Here is an 18,272-nt window from a genome sequence, read left to right on the forward strand (position 1 = left end):
CGCCTACGCCAGAGCCTTCCCGCAGGAAGCTGCCGAGTTTACCCGCCGTATGAAAGGCGAGATGCCGGCTGATTTCGACGCGAAAGCGAACGAATTCATCGCGAAGCTGCAGGCTAACCCGGCGAAAATCGCCAGCCGTAAAGCGTCCCAGAACGCCATTGAAGCCTTCGGCCCGCTGCTGCCTGAGTTCCTCGGCGGCTCCGCTGACCTGGCGCCAAGTAACCTGACCCTGTGGTCCGGTTCTAAAGCGATCAACGAAGACGCTGCCGGTAACTATATCCACTACGGCGTGCGCGAATTCGGTATGACCGCGATTGCCAACGGTATCGCCCTGCACGGCGGTTTCCTGCCGTACACCTCCACCTTCCTGATGTTCGTCGAGTACGCGCGTAACGCGGTACGTATGGCGGCGCTGATGAAGCAGCGTCAGGTGATGGTCTACACCCACGACTCCATCGGTCTGGGCGAAGACGGCCCGACGCACCAGCCGGTTGAGCAGGTGGCTTCCCTGCGCGTCACTCCGAACATGTCCACATGGCGTCCGTGCGACCAGGTGGAATCCGCCATCGCGTGGAAATACGGCGTGGAGCGTCAGGACGGCCCGACCGCGCTGATCCTCTCCCGTCAGAACCTGGCGCAGCAGGAGCGTACCGAAGAGCAGCTGGCGAACGTCGCCCGCGGCGGCTACGTGCTGAAAGACTGCGCGGGACAGCCGGAGCTGATCTTCATCGCCACCGGTTCTGAAGTGGAGCTGGCGGTTGCCGCTTACGAAAAACTGACTGCCGAAGGCGTGAAGGCGCGCGTGGTTTCCATGCCGTCCACCGACGCGTTCGACAGGCAGGATGCCGCTTACCGTGAAGCCGTGCTGCCGAAAGCCGTCTCTGCGCGCGTGGCCATCGAAGCGGGTATCGCCGACTACTGGTTCAAATACGTGGGCCTGAACGGCGCGATCGTTGGCATGACCACCTTCGGTGAGTCTGCGCCGGCGGAGCAGCTGTTTGAAGAGTTTGGCTTCACCGTGGACAACGTGGTCGCGAAAGCGAAAGCGCTGCTGTAGTCCTTTCCCCCTTCCCGGGGGCGGCGCGGTAAAGCCGCGCCTTGCCCGGGCTACGGGGCCAGCGCGGTCGGGTAGTCCGGACCGGTGCGCGGCACCGCCAGCGGGAAAAGAATCTGGCTTCACCGTAGACAACGCGGTTGCCAGAGTAAAAGCACTGTTGTTATTTTCGACCGTTAAAATCCGGCCCCTCATCGCTGTCTGGTGGGAGGGCCGTTATAATGTTGATTGTCTATTTCACATATATGTAACGTTGTGATTAACAAAACAGTATCAGACAGACATTTGTGGCATGTTTCTTCACTCGGACAACAGAGAAGGAATAACACCATGGCCACTGAATATGTTGACTACCTGATCCTCGGCGACGAGCATCACGGCGAAATCCACAGGGATATTAAAAGCCACTCTCTCCGGGTCCGTTCGAAATACGCCGCCTGTTCCGTCCGGGGAGATACCTCTGCCGAGCAGCCAAAAATGGTGAACTACAATGTCCATGAATATCCGGCGCAGGATGGGCGATTTTATCTGGTGGCGACCAACTACCCGCTGGCCGATTTTGACGTTGAAGACGCGCTGGTTAAATCAAGAATTCATCCGTTGAGAAGCTAGAAACGCACTTCCTGAAGCGGTCGGGTAAGCACCATGCTACCCGACCTGTGAGGTGATTAACGACCCGCTTTCAGCTTCTGATAATACTCTTCATAAAGCGTACTGGCGCTGCCGACATCGTTCTGCCATTCGCCTTTCTGAATCGTTGCGGCGTCCGGGTAGAGCGATTTATCGTTGGCGATTTCCGGGCTTAGCATCTTCCGCGCGGCAAGGTTTGGCGTCGGGTAGCCGATAGTTTCCGCTACCTGTTTGGCCACTTCCGGGCGCAGCAGGAAGTTGATCAGCTTCAGCGCGCCATCGACGTTTTTGGCGTTTGCCGGAATCGACAGGCTATCCATCCAGAAGATGCCGCCTTCTTTCGGCCACACCACTTCCAGCGGCGTACCGGCCTGACGCGCAACCCACGCGGAGCCGTTCCATACCATGCCGAGGTTGACCTCGCCTTCCATATACGGGTTCGCCGGGTTATCGGAGTTGAACGCCGCGACGTTCGGCATCAGTTTTTTCAGCTCGTTATAGGCCGCTTCAATCTCTTTCGGATCGGTGGTATTACCGGAGTAGCCCAGTTTACGCAGCGCGACCTGGAACACTTCGCGCGCGTCGTCGGTCAGCAGCAGGCTGCTCTTATACTCGGGTTTCCACAGATCCGCCCAGCTGGTGACGGTCTTCGGATCGATCTCTTCGCTATTCACCCCAATGGCCGTCGCGCCCCAGATGTACGGAATGGAGTAGTCGTTGTTGGGGTCGAACGGTTTGTTGAGCATTTCAGGGTCAAGATTGCTGAAGTTGCTCAGTTTGCTCTTGTCGATCTTCTGCAGCATGCCCTCTTTACGCATTTTGTCGACGAAGTAGGTGGAAGGCACGACCAGGTCGTAGGCGCCGTCTTTATAGGTTTTGAGCTTGGCGTACATGGTTTCGTTCGACTCGTAGGTCGAATAGATCACCTTGATGCCGGTCTCTTTGGTGAACTGCTCCAGCAGCCCCGGCGGGACATACTCGGTCCAGTTGTAGAAATAGAGCGTTTTGCTATCGTCCGCGTGCGCGGCGCTCATACCGACTGCCAGAGCGCCCGCAGCGAGCAGGTGGCGTGACCATTTTTTCATTTTAACGTCCCCTGAGTTTTATCACGTGCAATTATCTGGCTGGCAATAACCATCACCAGCGACAGAACCAACAGAATGGTCGCCAGCGCATTAACCTCCGGCGATACCCCAACTTTAACCATCGAATAGATCTTCAGCGGCAGGATCTCATAACCCGGCCCGGTGACGAATGAAGAGACCACCACATCATCCATCGACAGGGTAAAGCTCAGCAGCCACCCTGCGGCCACCGCGGGCAGCGCCAGCGGCAAAATGATCTTTCGCAGAATGGTCAGTTCGCTGGCGCCGAGATCTTTCGCTGCTTCCAGCATCCGCACGTCAAAACCTTTCAGGCGCGAAAATACCGTGACCACCACGAAGGGCAGGCAAAAGGTGATGTGGGAAAACAGCAGCGACCAGAATCCCAGCTGAATACCGATCAGCATAAACAGCACCAGCAGCGAAATCGCCATCACGATATCCGGCGACATCATCACCACGAACAGCATCCCGCTGACGAACGGCTTGCCGCGAAAGCGATAGCGGTACAGCGCCACGGCGGTCAGCGAGCCGATAAGCGTAGCAAAGGTCGCCGAGAGCACCGCCATGGTCAGCGAGTGCTGCGCCGCCTGCAGCAGGCTGTCGTTATTCATCAGCAGGCTATACCAGTTGGTGGTAAAACCCTGCCAGTTAATGCCAAAGCGTGAACTGTTAAACGAGTTAACGATCAGAATAATAATGGGAATATAGAGATACGCGTAAATAGCGGTCATAAAGCCGCCGCGCAGCAGTCGACCGATCATTCCAGTTCCACCTTTTTATTCAGTAAACGCGCCGCGCGCCAGTAAATCAGCAGCATCAGGCCCATCACCAGCGTAAGCGTGATGCTGGTCGCCGCGCCAAACGGCCAGTCGCGGATGTTGAGGAACTGGCTCTTAATCACGTTACCAATCAGCAGGTTCTTCGCGCCGCCCATCAGGTCGGAAACGTAGAACAGCCCCATAGCCGGAAGCATCACCAGCAGGCAGCCGGCGATAATCCCCGGCATGGTCAGCGGAATGATGATACGGATAAAGGTTTGTAGCTTACCGGCGCCAAGGTCTTTTGCCGCTTCCAGCAGCGGGCGGTCGAGCTTCTCGATGCTCGAGTAGAGCGGCATCACCATAAACGGCAGCAGAATATAGACCAGGCCGATAATCACCGCCGAGGGGGTGTACATGATGCGCAGCGGCGTATCGATGATACCCAGCCACAGCAAAAATTCATTAAGGTAGCCCTTGGTGCTGAGGAAAATCTTCAGGCCGTAGATACGAATCAGCGAATTGGTCCAGAACGGCACGATCAGCAGAAACAGCATCAGCGGGCGCACCTTTTCCGGTAGCCTGGCCAGGAACCAGGCGAAAGGGTAGCCGAGCGCCAGGCAGGCCAGCGTCGCCAGCAGCGCCATATTCAACGAATGCAGCAGCACGTCGTAGTAGAGCGGGTCGAGCAGGCGCGCGTAGTTGTCCAGCGTAAAGACCAGCTTGACGAAGTTGGTGTCGTCGCGGGTCAGAAAGCTGGTGGCGATGATCATCAGGTTGGGCAGAAAGACAAACAGCACAAGCCAGCCCACGATGGTGGCGATCGCAACATTCTGGAATTTACTGGTGTTCTTCATCGGCCAGCACAACCTCCCAGCTTTCTACCCAGTTAATGGCCATTTTCTGGTCGAGCGAGTGGTCAAAATCAGGGTCGTCTTCATTAAAGAATTCGCTGACCATCACCATTTTACCGTTTTCCAGTTCAACCACCGATTCCAGCGTCATGCCTTTATAGTTGCGTTCGCGGATATAGCCTATCAGGCCATCGGCGTCATTACTGTCGTGGATCTCGTCCACGCGCAGGTCTTCCGGGCGCAGCAGAACGTTAAGCCGCTGGCCTTTTTCAACGGCGAAGTTGACGTAGATATTGCACTCGCGGCCTTCGACGCTGGCGCGCACCCGCCGATCGTCAATCCGTTCAATGACCGTGGCGCTGAAAATGTTGATTTCGCCGATAAAGCTGGCGACGAACAGGTTTTTCGGTTCTTCGTAGATTTCGCGCGGCGTACCGTCCTGCTCGATTTTACCCTCGCGCATCACCACGATACGGTCGGACATGGTCAGCGCTTCTTCCTGATCGTGGGTCACGAAGACGAAGGTGATGCCGAGCTTACGCTGCAGCGCCTTCAGTTCGTTTTGCATCTGCTTGCGCAGTTTATAATCAAGGGCGGAGAGGGATTCATCAAGCAGCAGCAGGCGCGGTTTGTTCACCACCGCGCGGGCAATCGCCACGCGCTGCTGCTGGCCACCAGACAGCTGATGCGGTTTACGTTGAGCAAACGCTTCAAGCTGCACCATGCGCAGGGCATCGTGGACGCGGGGCGCGATGTCCGCCGTCGGGGTTTTCTGCATACGCAGGCCGAAGGCGACGTTTTCAAACACCGTCATGTGCGGAAACAGCGCATAGCTTTGAAAGACGGTGTTCACGTGGCGGTTTTCCGCCGGGATATGGGTGATATCGTGATCTTCGAGATGGATTTGGCCGCTATCGACGCTTTCCAGTCCGGCGATAAGACGAAGAACGGTTGTTTTACCGCAGCCAGAGGGGCCAAGCAGGGTGAGAAACTCACCGTTGTTGATGGTCAGATTGAGGTCGGAGATAACCGTTTTACCATCAAAGCTTTTGCGAATTCCCGCCAGCTGAACCAGCGGAGAACGCGAACGCGGTTGTGTATTCAATTTTCGACTCTGTCCCATGTAGACGCAGCGGAAAGCTTACCGATGCGGGGTTTGTGGTTAACCACCTTTGGTTTTGCACATAAAATAATAAGGCCGAGCATTCTACGGCAAACGATTGTAATCGCCAATGATTGATGCGCCATGATGAACTACCTTTACAACATTATCGTGTGAAATGTATTAAATTCTCATTTGCCGGGCTAAAAATGACCTGACGCAATATTTGGTTTTTCCGGCTTATCAATAATGTTGTCACAAAAGAAGAGGGTGGCTACATGGATAAATTGCTTGAGCGTTTTTTGCAGTACGTTTCTTTAGACACGCAGTCGAAACCGGGCGTGCGTCAGGTACCGAGCACGGAAGGTCAGTGGAAGCTGCTACGTCTGCTTCAGGCGCAGCTGCAAGAAATGGGACTGGTGAATGTAACGCTGAGTGAGAAAGGGACGATCATGGGCACCCTGCCAGCTAACGTTGAGGGTGATATTCCGGCCATTGGCTTTATTTCTCATGTCGATACGTCGCCTGACTTCAGCGGCAAGAACGTGAATCCGCAGATCGTAGAAAACTATCGCGGCGGCGATATCGCGCTTGGTATTGGCGATGAGGTCCTCTCGCCGGTGATGTTCCCGATACTGCACCAGCTGCTCGGGCAGACGCTGATCACCACCGATGGTAAAACGCTCCTCGGCGCCGATGATAAAGCCGGTATCGCAGAGATCATGACCGCGCTGGCGACGCTAAAGGCGAAGAATATTCCTCACGGCGATATTCGCGTGGCCTTTACCCCAGATGAAGAGGTGGGCAAAGGGGCGAAGCATTTCGATGTTGCCGCGTTTGACGCCTGCTGGGCCTATACCGTCGACGGTGGCGGCGTGGGTGAGCTGGAGTTTGAGAACTTTAACGCCGCGTCGGTGACGATTAAGATCGTTGGCAACAATGTTCATCCCGGTACGGCGAAAGGGGTGATGGTCAACGCGCTGTCGCTGGCGGCGCGCATTCATGCCGAAGTCCCAGCGGACGAAGCGCCGGAAACCACCGAAGGCTATGAGGGCTTCTACCATCTGGCCAGCATCAAAGGCACGGTCGATCGGGCCGATATGCACTACATCATCCGCGATTTTGACCGCAAGCAGTTTGAGGCCCGCAAGCGCAAAATGATGGAGATCGCCAAAAAGGTCGGCAAGGGGCTGCATCCGGATTGCTATATTGAGCTGGTCATCGAAGACAGCTATTACAATATGCATGAAAAGGTGATGGCGCACCCGCACGTGGTGGAGATTGCCCGCCAGGCGATGGTGGATTGCCAGATCGATCCGCAGATGAAGCCGATTCGCGGCGGTACCGACGGCGCGCAGCTCTCCTTCATGGGTCTGCCGTGCCCGAATCTGTTTACCGGCGGCTATAACTACCACGGCAAGCATGAGTTTGTGACGCTTGAAGGCATGGAGAAGGCGGTGCAGGTGATTGTACGCATTGCGGAGCTGACGGCGAAACGAGGCGCATGAAGGCTATAAGCTACGGGCCCGGTGAGGCGTCAGCCGTCACCGGGCAGTCGAAGACTCAGTCCTCAAAGAACCAGTAGCCGCTGTTGACCAGCGCGGCCAGCAGGGCGAGGAAGGAGGGATCTTCCAGCGCATCGCCGAGATGCTCAGCGTTTAGCGTCAGGTGGGTTGCCAGAGCATCCAGCGCCGGACGGTGCGGAGAGTTGATCTTCTCGCCGTTGACGAATACCTCGCCATCAATCCGCAGCACGCGCAGGCCCCCAAGACGCGTCAGCTTATCTCCCTGCTGCAGGGCATCGTAAATTTCATCCGGCTGATACGGTGGCTCCGGCGGCGCCACGTCCAGCTCGTGCCGGGACTGGGTGATAAATTCGCCGAACCACTGCTTAAAGTGCTCCGGCTGATTAATCAGCCCCAGCATCATATCGCGCAGGCGATCCAGCTCCGCGGGCAGAATATCCGCAGGGTGCTCGCGAGACGGTACGTCCGGGTCGGCGTAACGCTGGCTGCCCAGTTCACGCTGCAAAATATAATCAGCAAAGCCGCTGAACAGCTCACGCGCGTTAGGCGCGCGATAGCCAACTGAATAGTTGAGCGAGTTTTCCAGCGAGTAGCCTTCGTGCGGGAACCCCGGCGGAATATACAGAATATCGCCCGGCTCCATCTCTTCATCAATAATGGCTTCAAACGGGTCGACCTGCAGCAGGTCCGGGTGCGGGCAGTGCTGTTTCATCGGCACTTTTTCACCCACGCGCCAGCGGCGGCGGCCGGTACCCTGAATGATAAACACATCGTACTGGTCGAGATGCGGACCGACGCCGCCGCCAGGGACGGAAAACGAGATCATCAGATCGTCGATGCGCCAGTCGGGCAGGGCGCGGAACGGATGCATGAGCGCCGCCGTTGGCTGATGCCAGTTATTGACGGCCTGTACCAGCAGCGACCAGTTATTCTCGCTCAGGTGATCGTAGCTCTCAAAGGGGCCGTGGCTGACCTGCCATTTACCGTCCTGATGACTGACCAGGCGGCTGTCGACTTCGCTCTCCATAGCCAGTCCGGCCAGTTCGTCCGGGCTTAACGGATCGACGAAATTAGCAAAGCCCCGTTTCAGCACCACCGGGCGTTTTTGCCAGTAGCGTTCGATAAAGTCGGGCCAGTTAAGCGTTAATTGATAATCCATATTTATATTCCACAGCAGGTGTCTGTTAGGGATTATAACGGATGCGGCACCAGCATGATGCAGGCGCCGTTAAAAAACCGACTGTTTTAGCTCTCTTTATCTTCCAGGGCCTGGCGACCAAAAATAACTTCCATGCAGGCGCCGCCGAGCAGGCTCTCTTCGGCGAGGATGCGGCCATCGTACTGGGCTACGATATCGCGGGCAACCGAGAGACCGACGCCCTGTCCGGGGCGCAGCGTATCTGCGCGCTGGCCGCGGTCGAACACCGCGCTGCGCATCGCGGCGGGGATCCCCGGGCCATCATCTTCAACCAGAATATGCAGATGGTTGTCGTTGGTCTGCCGGACGGAGACTTCCACAAACTCAAGGCAGTATTTACAGGCGTTATCGAGCACATTGCCCATAACCTCCATAAAATCATTCTTTTCACCGACAAAACTGATTTCCGGGGAGATATCCAGGGTAATGTTCACGCCTTTACGTTGATAGACCTTATTCAGCGCCGAGGTCAGGCTGTCGAGGAGCGGAGCGATGGGATGCAGCTCGCGACTGAGCAGCGAACCGCCGCTGCGCATGCTGGCGCGGTGCAGATAGTAGCCAATCTGCTGCGAGATGCGGCTAATCTGCTCCAGCATCACCGGCTCTGCTTCATTGACGCTCATTTTCTCGCCGCGCATGGAACGCAGCGTGCTCTGCATCACCGCAAGCGGGGTTTTCAGACTGTGGGTGAGGTCGGTCAGCGTCGTGCGGTATTTATCATAGCGTTCGCGTTCGCTTTTCAGCAGGCGGTTGAGGTTGCTGACCAGCCGCGTCAGCTCGCGGGTGGTATTCGGATTGAGCATCTCACGGTGATGCTCCTCCAGTTCGCGCACCTCTTTGGCCAGCGATTCGATAGGGCGCAAGCTCCACCATGCCGCGACCCACAGTAGCGGGATCACCAGCAGCAGGTTAGCCGCGAGGACATAGATAAACCAGCTCCACACCATGTAGGAGCGCTTAAGCTCTACCGGAATGGTGTCGACAACCACGATACTGAGCTGCGGCATGGTGCTGGTGGCCGGATAGATATTGATCGCCACCGAGTGGGTCATTTCGGAGCCATCGTCCTCTTGCCGAATGGCGTCCAGCTGTTGCTGAATCTCATGGTTGTTGTGCTGCAGCATACTGCTGCTGTCAACGTCGGCCTCAATTTCGTGAAAGCCGTTGTTTTTGAGCCAGTCCGGTTGAATACGTTTTACCAGCCAGGGTACGTCGCGCTGTGCCCACAGCAGCTGGCCGCGGGCGTCGTAAATGAGCGTCACCGTGGGGCTTTGCATATTCAGGTTTTCGGGGATATCAACATCGATGGTGTTGTTTTCCCATTTCGCCAGCATATAGAACAGATTGCTCTCGCCGCGCAGCAGGCGGAAGGTGGTTTTATCGAAACTGACGCTATACCCCACCAGCGCGACCATGCCATAGGAGAGTGACAACACCAGCACTACGGCGGCCGTCGCCAGCAGAAAGCGAACGCGTAACGACAGCGGCAGAATATGCCGCAGCACCCCTTTCATCCGCGCAGTTCGAACAGATAGCCCTGACCGCGCACGGTGGTAATCACATCCTGCGGATACTCAGCCTGTATTTTTTTGCGCAATCGTCCCATCAGCACATCGATGGTATGGCTTTCGCGCAGCTCGGCGTCGGGATAGAGCTGCAGCATCAGCGAATCTTTGCTGACCACTTTGCCCCGATTGCGGATCAGGGTTTCCATAATGGTGTATTCAAATGCCGTCAGCTTGATGGGCTGGTCGTTGACCGACAGCTCGCGACGCGACAGATCCACCTGGAAAGGCGGAATGGAGATAACCTGTGATGCCAGGCCGCTATTACGCCGCAGAAGCGCCTGCATGCGGGCGGCAACCTCTTCGATATGGAACGGCTTAGTGACGTAATCATCCGCTCCGGCGCTCAGGACCTCAACCTTATCCTGCCAGCCTTCGCGGGCGGTCAGCACCAGCACCGGTACCGACACGTCGTGGCTGCGCCAGCGACGAATCAGCGAAAGGCCGTCTTCATCCGGCAGGCCAAGATCGACGATGGCGATGTCCGGAACGTGCTCACCCAGATAGTAATCCGCTTCCTTTGCGTCTTCCGCCGCATCGACCTGATGTCCCAGCTCCTGCAGCTGAACTTTCAGGTGGTGGCGCAGCAGAGCGTTATCCTCAACCACGAGTACGCGCATGCCAGTTCTCCATTTTATTTATGATATTGAACAATTTAGCGTTTATTATACACCTTTAATATAAACAGCTGTTAAATAAAGAATTTTATTCGATTTTTTGTACCTCGGTCTCTTGGGCGGTGAGGACAAGTCCATCTTCGGCCGCGGGCGACATCATCGGTATCGGGCGCAGCGTACGTTTATCGATCAGTACGGAATGGGGTTCCCCATGGGCAAACAGATGCAGCTCTCCCCACTGGCGTAGCGCAACGACAACGGGGAACAAACGCTCTCCTTTTGCCGTCAGTACGTATTCCTGATAAGCCGTGCCATCCGAGGCGGATTGCATAGTGAGAATACCTGAGTTTACCAATTTGTGCAGACGGTCAGAGAGAATATTACGCGCCATACCGAGGCTTCGCTGAAAATCGCTGAAGCGGCGTATGCCATCAAAGGCGTCGCGTACAATCAACAAGGACCAGCGATCGCCGATAATATCCACGCTTCGGGCGACGGGGCAGGTTTCGTTTTTCATTTTTTCACGCGTTGGCATGGGCTCTCCGAACGGCCTGGTAAGTAGTTGCATTTTAAAACTTGATGTTCTAGCCTTCAACTGGTTTCATTTTGAAACCAGATAACCAAGGTGGGCATCATGAAAGCGACACTGATATCTCCAGTGCTAAGCGATCCGCAAACGGTTATGCCTCGCAGCCTGGTCTGGCTGTTTGCTATCGCCAGCGGCCTGAGCGTGGCAAACGTGTATTACGCGCAACCGCTGCTCGACGCGCTAGCGCGAGATTTTGCGATCGGCGACGCCGCGATTGGCGGGGTGATTGCGGCGACCCAGATTGGCTGCGCAATGGCGTTGCTACTGCTGGTGCCGCTGGGCGACAGGGTGAATCGCCGCCGCCTGATGGCGACGCAGGTGATTTTACTGATCGCTGCCCTGGCGGCGGTGAGTATGGCTTCCACCGCCGTGATGCTATTGGGCTGTATGCTTGCCGTTGGCCTGCTGGGTACCGCGATGACCCAGGGGCTAATCTCGTATGCCGCCAGCGCCGCCGCGCCCCATGAACAGGGACGCGTGGTGGGCGCTGCGCAAAGCGGAGTATTTATCGAGCTGCTGCTGGCGCGGGTATTCTCCGGGTCGATTAGCGATCTCTTCGGCTGGCGCGGGGTGTACATCTTGGCCGCTTTACTGATGCTGGGCATTGCGCTTCCGCTGTGGCGTCGGCTGCCGGTATTGGCGGCTGCGCCGAACCCTCTGAGCTATCCGCGGCTGTTGATATCCATGCTGGCTCTGCTGCGCCAGGAAAAAGTGCTTCAGGTGCGCGGCGTGCTGGCATTACTGATGTTTGCCGCTTTCAATATCTTCTGGAGTGCGCTGGTTTTGCCATTAAGCGCTCCGCCCTTTCGCTTTTCCCATACTGAGATTGGCGCCCTGGGCATGGTCGGGGTCATCGGCGCTCTGGCAGCGGGGCGTGCCGGTAAATGGGCCGATCGCGGATATGGGCAGCGCACCAGCGCCGCGGCCCTGGCGATGTTGCTGATAGCCTGGTGGCCGCTGTCGCTGATGGCATGGTCGCCCGCGGCGCTGTTGGTTGGCATTGTACTGCTGGATCTCGGCGGTCAGGCGCTGCATGTCACCAATCAAAGCATGATTTTCCGTACCCGTCCCGAAGCGCATAGCAGGCTGGTCGGTTTGTATATGCTGTTTTATGCGTTTGGCAGCGGTTTGGGCGCGGTCAGTACGACAGCGGTATATGCGCGCGGAGGATGGCAGGGCGTTTGCCTTCTGGGGGCTTCGGTCAGTCTGCTGGCGCTGCTGTTCTGGTTAATAACCCGGGGGATGACGACGAGCAGATGAGGGGGAGGAAAAATAACCCTCTTTCCCGGCGGAAAGAGGGTGGAAAGGTTTACTTCAGTTCGTCAACCATGGTGGTCGCGCGGCCGATATAGTTAGCCGGGGTCATGGCCTTCAGGCGAACTTTTTCCGCTTCCGGCAGCGCCAGGCTGTCGATGAACTGCTGCATGCCTTCGGCATCAACGCGCTTGCCGCGGGTCAGCTCTTTCAGCTTCTCGTACGGCTTCTCGATGCCGTAGCGACGCATGACGGTCTGAATCGGCTCGGCCAGAACTTCCCAGTTGTGGTCCAGTTCATCCAGCAGGCGGTCCTGATTCAGCTCCAGCTTGCTCACGCCTTTCAGGGTGGATTGATACGCGATCAGCGCGTAGCCGATGCCCACGCCGAGGTTACGCAGGACGGTGGAGTCGGTGAGGTCGCGCTGCCAGCGGGAAACCGGCAGTTTGCTTGCCAGATGCTGCATCACCGCATTGGCCAGACCGAGGTTGCCTTCGGAGTTCTCGAAGTCAATTGGGTTCACTTTATGCGGCATGGTGGAAGAGCCGATTTCGCCGGCAATGGTCTTCTGCTTGAAATGGTTGAGCGCGATATAGCCCCACACGTCACGATCGAAATCAATCAGGATGGTGTTGAAGCGGGCGACGCAGTCAAACAGCTCGGCGATATAGTCGTGCGGTTCAATCTGGGTGGTGTACGGGTTCCACTGGATACCCAGCGAGGTGACGAACTCTTCGCTGAACTGGTGCCAGTCGACTTCCGGGTAGGCGGCGATATGGGCGTTATAGTTCCCCACCGCACCGTTGATTTTGCCAAGAATTTCAATCTGATTCAGCTGACGATACTGGCGCTCCATACGGTAAGCGACGTTCGCCATCTCTTTACCCATGGTGGACGGCGTGGCCGGCTGGCCGTGGGTGCGGGAAAGCAGCGGGATATCGCGATACTGTACCGCCAGCTCCTTAACCGCGTCGATCAGCTTGCGCCAGTATGGCAGGATCACTTCGTCGCGGGCGGTTTTCAGCATCAGCGCGTGGGACAGATTGTTGATGTCCTCGGAGGTGCAGGCGAAGTGGATAAACTCGGAGACCGCGTGCAGTTCTGCCACGTCGGCGACTTTTTCCTTGAGGAAATACTCAACCGCTTTGACGTCGTGGTTGGTGGTGCGCTCGATCGTTTTGATGCGCTCTGCATCTTCTACGCTAAAATCGGCGACGATTTTATCAAGGTAACCGTTTGCGTCGGCAGCAAAAGCAGGAACTTCCTTGATCGCTGCGTGCGCGGCCAGTTTTTGCAACCAACGCACTTCTACCTGAACGCGGAATTTCAGCAAACCGAATTCGCTGAAGATACCGCGCAGCGCGCTGACTTTGTCGCCGTAGCGGCCGTCGACTGGGGAAACGGCGGTCAGTGAGGATAATTCCATAGATCACAACTCCGGGGTTAAATGAGCAAGAATTTGTTTTGCCTGGTTAACCAGACGATTACGGGAAAACATCAGCTGCAGACGTCCGCCGCCGACCTGGTGCCAGAGCACCGCGGAGCGAATACCTGCCAGCAGGGCAGAGCGAACCTTCGCCTGAACCTGAGGGCTTTGCAGCACGGCTGGAGAGCCGGTCACCTGAATCCGCGGGCCCAGCGGGCTAATGACATCAACATAGATGCCGGCCATTGCGCTGAGCAGGGTCTCGGATTGCAGATCGAAATGTTCAAGCTGACGGCGCAGGCCACCGATACGGTTGCCGAGGGTATCCATGGCCCCTTTGCTGGCGGCAAGCTTACGCTCGAGCACCATCAGGCTTAGAGTATAGCGGGTGAGTTCGGCGTTCAGTCCCTGGCGACTGCTGGTATTCAGCACGCCAATGAGAGTTTCCAGCCCGAGACGAAGATTGGCTTCACTACCACCGAACACCGCCAGCGTTGAATCCGGGTCGAGGTCGATGATGCTGTTCAGCGACACATGCAGGGCGTCGCTATCGCAGTGCCCCTGGTGCGCCAGTTCCTGAACCAGACGCGCGGCCTGGCAAACGCCGGCCAGCGCCAGCGTAATGTCATAATAATTCTTCGCCACACATTCTCCTTGTAAACCGCCGAATACCCGGTTGAGGCATTCCGCGGCTAATATGTCTGTCAAGCCTGCAGCGGCAAGCGCTGTTCGATAATCCCACCGCCGAGGCAGACTTCGTCGCGGTAAAAGACCGCAGACTGGCCAGGCGTGACGGCGGCAACCGGCTCATCAAAGATCACTTCAATGCGGTCATCATCCAGCGCTTTTACGCTGCAGGGGATATCGGTCTGGCGGTAGCGGGTTTTCACCGTGCAGCGCAGCGTGCCGGTCAGCGGCTCGCGGTCTACCCAGTGCAGCTGTTGAGCAATCAACCCCACGGACATCAGACGCGGATGGTCGTGGCCCTGGGCGACAATCAGAATATTGTTTTCGACGTCTTTGTCGACCACGTACCACGGGTCTTCGCCGCCGTCTTTGATGCCGCCGATGCCCAGGCCTTTACGCTGACCCAGCGTGTGGTACATCAGGCCCTGGTGCTCGCCAACTTCGTCGCCGTCAACGCTGATAATTTTACCCGGCTGGGCGGGCAGGTAGCGGCCAAGGAATTCACGGAATTTACGTTCGCCGATAAAACAGATACCGGTCGAGTCTTTTTTCTTCGCGGTGATGAGATCCAGCTCTTCGGCGATTTTACGCACCTGCGGCTTTTCCAGCTCTCCTACCGGGAACAGGCTTTGCGCGATCTGTTCGTGGCTGAGAGTATAAAGGAAGTAGCTCTGGTCTTTGTTACCGTCGAGGCCGCGCAGCAGCTGGCTCTTGCCGTTAACGTCGGCGCGGCGCACGTAGTGCCCGGTGGCGATGTAGTCAGCGCCGAGGTCTTCTGCGGCAAATTCGAGGAAGGCTTTAAATTTAATTTCTTTATTGCACAGAATATCCGGGTTCGGCGTGCGGCCGGCTTTATATTCTTCAAGGAACAATTCGAATACGTTGTCCCAGTATTCTGCGGCAAAGTTGACGGTGTGAAGTTCAATTCCCAGCTTATCGCAAACGGCCTGCGCGTCGGCAAGATCCGCCGCTGCGGTGCAGTATTCCTCGCCGTCGTCCTCTTCCCAGTTCTTCATGAACAGGCCTTCCACCTTATACCCTTGCTGGAGCAGCAGGTAAGCGGAAACTGAGGAATCAACCCCGCCGGACATGCCGACGATCACTTTTTTCTGGCTTTCTGACATTGGAATACTCACTACATTGAACTTCGAGGCGGCGTATTCTAGCACGCGTCATCCGTCGAGGCACCCCCTGTAAACGGCCAGTTAAATTCGCCGATGAGCGACAGCGGGTAGCGCGGATCCTGCTGATAGCTGCGAATGCTCTCGGCAACCAGTTGAGAACGCAGGTTTGTTGCGTTAAGAATTTCCTCAGCACTGAGCCACAGGCAGCGATCGATATCGCTATCATGAGGCTCGGTGGCGCACGTATCGTTAAGCTCGATAGTAAAGAGGAAGCGCAAAAACGGGGTGCGATCCGGGGCTATCCACTGATGCAGGCGAAGAAAGTGCTGCGGCGTCGCGCGAATGCCGGTCTCTTCCCAGAGCTCGCGCTCTGCGGCCTGAACCAGGGTTTCGTCGGCTTCGAGGTGGCCTGCAGGCTGGTTCCACAGCGCTTTTCCGTTGATCGTTTCTTCAACAACGAGGAATTTGCCTTTCGCGTGAACCACGCAGGCGACGGTGACGTGCGGCTTAAACATTGGTTTTCCTTATGGATGCGGTGAGTCGGTTTTACGCCATTCGCCGTTGGCCAGGCCATCCAGCGTATAGCCGCCCATCGCGTAGCGAATCAGGCGCAGCGTCGGAAAGCCGACGTGGGCGGTCATCCGCCGTACCTGGCGGTTGCGTCCCTCATAGAGGGTGATTTTCAGCCAGCTGGTGGGGATAGATTTGCGCTCGCGGATGGGCGGATTCCGCGGCCACAGCCACTCTGGTTCCGCAACCCGCTCAACGCCGGCGGGCAGAGTAGGGCCGTCATTAAGCGTGACGCCGTCGCGGAGCGCGGCCAGCGCGTCCGCCGTGGGTTCACCTTCCACCTGAACATAATAAATTTTACCGGTGCGCTTACCCGGTTGAGTGAGCGCCGCCTGCAGCGCGCCGTCGTTGGTCATTACCAGCAGGCCTTCGCTATCGCGATCCAACCGACCGGCAGCGTAGACGCCGGCAACCGGAATAAAATCTTTTAGCGTGCTGCGTCCGGCTTCATCGGTAAATTGCGGCAATACATCGTATGGTTTATTGAACAAGATCACAGTTTTTGGCTGGCGTTCTTTGCGTTGTCTGGTGACTTGTTGCGTGCTGAATCGCTCAACGCGATGTTTTCTAAATGAAGTTTTTTGCATGGTATTTTCAGACTCAATCAATTGCCGCATTATAGCCTAATTACGAATGCCTTTCATGGATGCAAACATTCAGGTAGTATTGACATGCTCATTACAACTTATTAACAAAAAGGTTGCTCAAACCGATTCGCATTACAGGAAGGCGACACGGACGCGAAATCTCCGGTTAGCGGGATATTCCGATGACGGGAGTGGGCGAGTAAAGCCAACGCCCGGCTAGCGTGAAGAGGGAAGAGCAGAACCAGAAGCGCTCGAAGGAGAGGTTAATGGAAAGCAAAGTAGTAGTTCCGGCGGAAGGTCAAAAAATCACCCTGCAAAACGGCAAGCTGAACGTCCCTAATAACCCGATTATCCCGTTCATCGAAGGTGATGGTATCGGCGTTGACGTGACTCCGGCGATGCTGAAAGTGGTTGATGCTGCCGTTGAGAAAGCCTATAAGGGCGAGCGTAAAATTTCCTGGATGGAAGTTTACACCGGTGAAAAATCGACCCAGGTTTATGGCCAGGATGTCTGGCTGCCTGCCGAAACTCTTGATCTGATTCGTGAATATCGTGTTGCTATCAAAGGCCCTCTGACCACCCCAGTCGGCGGCGGTATCCGTTCTCTGAACGTTGCTCTGCGTCAGGAACTGGACCTCTACGTTTGCCTGCGCCCGGTTCGTTATTATCAGGGTACCCCGAGCCCGGTTAAGCATCCTGAACTGACCGATATGGTTATCTTCCGCGAAAACTCTGAAGACATCTACGCCGGTATCGAGTGGAAAGCCGATTCTGCTGAAGCAGATAAAGTGATCAAATTCCTGCGCGATGAAATGGGCGTGAAGAAAATTCGCTTCCCGGAACATTGCGGTATCGGCATCAAGCCGTGCTCTGAAGAAGGCACTAAACGCCTGGTTCGCGCCGCCATCGAATACGCTATCACCAACGATCGCGATTCTCTGACCCTGGTGCACAAAGGCAACATCATGAAATTCACCGAAGGCGCGTTCAAAGACTGGGGCTACCAGCTGGCACGCGAAGAGTTCGGCGGTGAGCTGATTGACGGCGGCCCGTGGCTGAAGATTAAAAACCCGAACACCGGGAAAGAGATCGTCGTTAAAGACGTTATCGCCGACGCCTTCCTGCAGCAGATCCTGCTGCGTCCGGCGGAATACGATGTTATCGCCTGTATGAACCTGAACGGTGACTATATCTCTGACGCCCTGGCGGCGCAGGTTGGCGGTATCGGTATTGCCCCGGGTGCGAACATCGGTGACGAGTGCGCGCTGTTTGAAGCCACCCACGGTACTGCGCCGAAATATGCCGGCCAGGACAAAGTGAACCCAGGTTCCATCATCCTGTCCGCTGAGATGATGCTGCGCCACATGCAGTGGTTCGAAGCCGCAGACCTGATCGTCAAAGGCATGGAAGGCGCTATCGCCGCCAAGACCGTAACCTATGACTTTGAACGTCTGATGGAAGGCGCTAAACTGCTGAAATGTTCAGAGTTTGGCGACGCGATTATCGCGAACATGTAATCTGGCCCCCAGATTATGTCAGAACGGGAACCTGGTGGTTCCCGTTTTTATTATTAGTTTTCGAACGGTTATCAAAATTTTATCAAAACAAGTTATCAAAACCCCTCC

At 56.3% G+C, this 18,272-nt stretch carries 18 protein-coding genes; 5 read left to right on the forward strand and 13 right to left on the reverse strand.

All coding sequences use genetic code 11. The features are described from left to right. Both FQK12_RS12970 and FQK12_RS12975 read left to right on the forward strand, forming a co-directional pair. Positions 1-1,057: transketolase-like TK C-terminal-containing protein (locus FQK12_RS12970; RefSeq protein ID WP_315898955.1), on the forward strand; the 1,057-nt coding region annotated here is incomplete at its 5' end. A 327-nt stretch (positions 1,058-1,384) separates the two neighbouring features. After that, positions 1,385-1,666 carry a hypothetical protein gene (locus FQK12_RS12975; RefSeq protein ID WP_014228867.1) on the forward strand — a complete coding sequence of 94 codons (282 nt, stop codon included), beginning with the start codon at positions 1,385-1,387 and terminating at the stop codon, positions 1,664-1,666. Between the two features lie 56 nt (positions 1,667-1,722). On the opposite strand, the gene potD is transcribed toward FQK12_RS12975, so the two are convergent. From potD to potA, 4 genes are read right to left on the reverse strand one after another with little or no spacing between them, the layout of a single operon-like run. Then, positions 1,723-2,769, reverse strand: coding sequence for a spermidine/putrescine ABC transporter substrate-binding protein PotD (potD, locus tag FQK12_RS12980; RefSeq protein ID WP_014228868.1), 1,047 nt, complete (start codon positions 2,767-2,769; stop codon positions 1,723-1,725). After that, the gene (gene potC, locus FQK12_RS12985; RefSeq protein ID WP_004849960.1) at positions 2,766-3,551 is read right to left on the reverse strand and encodes a spermidine/putrescine ABC transporter permease PotC; all 786 of its coding nucleotides are present in this window, start codon (positions 3,549-3,551) and stop codon (positions 2,766-2,768) included. Before potC ends, potD begins: the two co-directional genes overlap by 4 nt. Next, on the reverse strand, positions 3,548-4,405 hold the full coding sequence (gene potB / locus FQK12_RS12990) for a spermidine/putrescine ABC transporter permease PotB (protein ID WP_004849963.1): 858 nt from the start codon (positions 4,403-4,405) through the stop codon (positions 3,548-3,550). The genes potC and potB overlap by 4 nt, the downstream gene beginning before the upstream one ends. Further along, positions 4,389-5,525: a spermidine/putrescine ABC transporter ATP-binding protein PotA gene (gene potA / locus FQK12_RS12995; RefSeq protein ID WP_014228869.1), complete on the reverse strand. Its 1,137-nt coding sequence runs from the start codon at positions 5,523-5,525 to the stop codon at positions 4,389-4,391. Before potA ends, potB begins: the two co-directional genes overlap by 17 nt. A gap of 257 nt (positions 5,526-5,782) precedes the next feature. On the opposite strand from potA, the gene pepT reads away from it, so the two are divergent. After that, positions 5,783-7,012 (forward strand): peptidase T, encoded by a 1,230-nt coding sequence (gene pepT, locus FQK12_RS13000; RefSeq protein ID WP_014228870.1) that lies wholly within the window; start codon positions 5,783-5,785, stop codon positions 7,010-7,012. 55 nt (positions 7,013-7,067) lie between these two features. Here the strand turns inward: pepT and FQK12_RS13005 are convergent, their stop codons facing one another. The 4 genes from FQK12_RS13005 to FQK12_RS13020 form a co-directional block, all read right to left on the reverse strand. Then, positions 7,068-8,189: a cupin domain-containing protein gene (locus FQK12_RS13005; protein ID WP_004849969.1), complete on the reverse strand. Its 1,122-nt coding sequence runs from the start codon at positions 8,187-8,189 to the stop codon at positions 7,068-7,070. A gap of 86 nt (positions 8,190-8,275) precedes the next feature. Continuing rightward, entirely contained in the window at positions 8,276-9,742 is a 1,467-nt protein-coding gene (gene phoQ / locus FQK12_RS13010; RefSeq protein ID WP_004849971.1) for a two-component system sensor histidine kinase PhoQ, read from the reverse strand. Continuing rightward, on the reverse strand, positions 9,739-10,413 hold the full coding sequence (gene phoP, locus FQK12_RS13015; protein WP_004101181.1) for a two-component system response regulator PhoP: 675 nt from the start codon (positions 10,411-10,413) through the stop codon (positions 9,739-9,741). Before phoP ends, phoQ begins: the two co-directional genes overlap by 4 nt. An 85-nt stretch (positions 10,414-10,498) precedes the next feature. Next, positions 10,499-10,945, reverse strand: a complete 447-nt coding sequence (locus FQK12_RS13020) for a winged helix-turn-helix transcriptional regulator (RefSeq protein WP_014228871.1) — start codon at positions 10,943-10,945, stop codon at positions 10,499-10,501. 99 nt (positions 10,946-11,044) lie between these two features. On the opposite strand from FQK12_RS13020, the gene FQK12_RS13025 reads away from it, so the two are divergent. Then, positions 11,045-12,259: an MFS transporter gene (locus FQK12_RS13025; protein WP_014228872.1), complete on the forward strand. Its 1,215-nt coding sequence runs from the start codon at positions 11,045-11,047 to the stop codon at positions 12,257-12,259. Between the two features lie 49 nt (positions 12,260-12,308). Here FQK12_RS13025 and purB read toward each other — a convergent pair whose 3' ends face one another. The 5 genes from purB to rluE are packed head-to-tail and all read right to left on the reverse strand — an operon-like array spanning position 12,309 to position 16,677. Then, positions 12,309-13,679, reverse strand: coding sequence for an adenylosuccinate lyase (purB, locus tag FQK12_RS13030; protein WP_014228873.1), 1,371 nt, complete (start codon positions 13,677-13,679; stop codon positions 12,309-12,311). 3 nt (positions 13,680-13,682) lie between these two features. Then, entirely contained in the window at positions 13,683-14,324 is a 642-nt protein-coding gene (gene hflD / locus FQK12_RS13035) for a high frequency lysogenization protein HflD (protein ID WP_004131471.1), read from the reverse strand. A 59-nt stretch (positions 14,325-14,383) separates the two neighbouring features. Continuing rightward, a complete protein-coding gene (gene mnmA, locus FQK12_RS13040) occupies positions 14,384-15,490 on the reverse strand; it encodes a tRNA 2-thiouridine(34) synthase MnmA (protein WP_004849976.1) in 1,107 nt (368 codons plus the stop codon). A 38-nt stretch (positions 15,491-15,528) separates the two neighbouring features. After that, complete coding sequence (locus FQK12_RS13045) at positions 15,529-16,005, reverse strand: NUDIX hydrolase (protein ID WP_014228874.1); 477 nt, start codon at positions 16,003-16,005, stop codon at positions 15,529-15,531. 9 nt (positions 16,006-16,014) lie between these two features. Continuing rightward, positions 16,015-16,677: a 23S rRNA pseudouridine(2457) synthase RluE gene (gene rluE, locus FQK12_RS13050; protein ID WP_038423232.1), complete on the reverse strand. Its 663-nt coding sequence runs from the start codon at positions 16,675-16,677 to the stop codon at positions 16,015-16,017. Between the two features lie 236 nt (positions 16,678-16,913). Here rluE and icd point away from each other — a divergent pair, with 236 nt between their 5' ends. Then, entirely contained in the window at positions 16,914-18,164 is a 1,251-nt protein-coding gene (gene icd / locus FQK12_RS13055; protein WP_014228876.1) for an NADP-dependent isocitrate dehydrogenase, read from the forward strand. Positions 18,165-18,272 lie beyond the last annotated feature (108 nt).

Origin of the sequence: Klebsiella sp. ME-303 (assembly GCF_007910085.1) — a bacterium.
Taxonomy (GTDB): Bacteria; Pseudomonadota; Gammaproteobacteria; order Enterobacterales; family Enterobacteriaceae; genus Klebsiella; species Klebsiella michiganensis.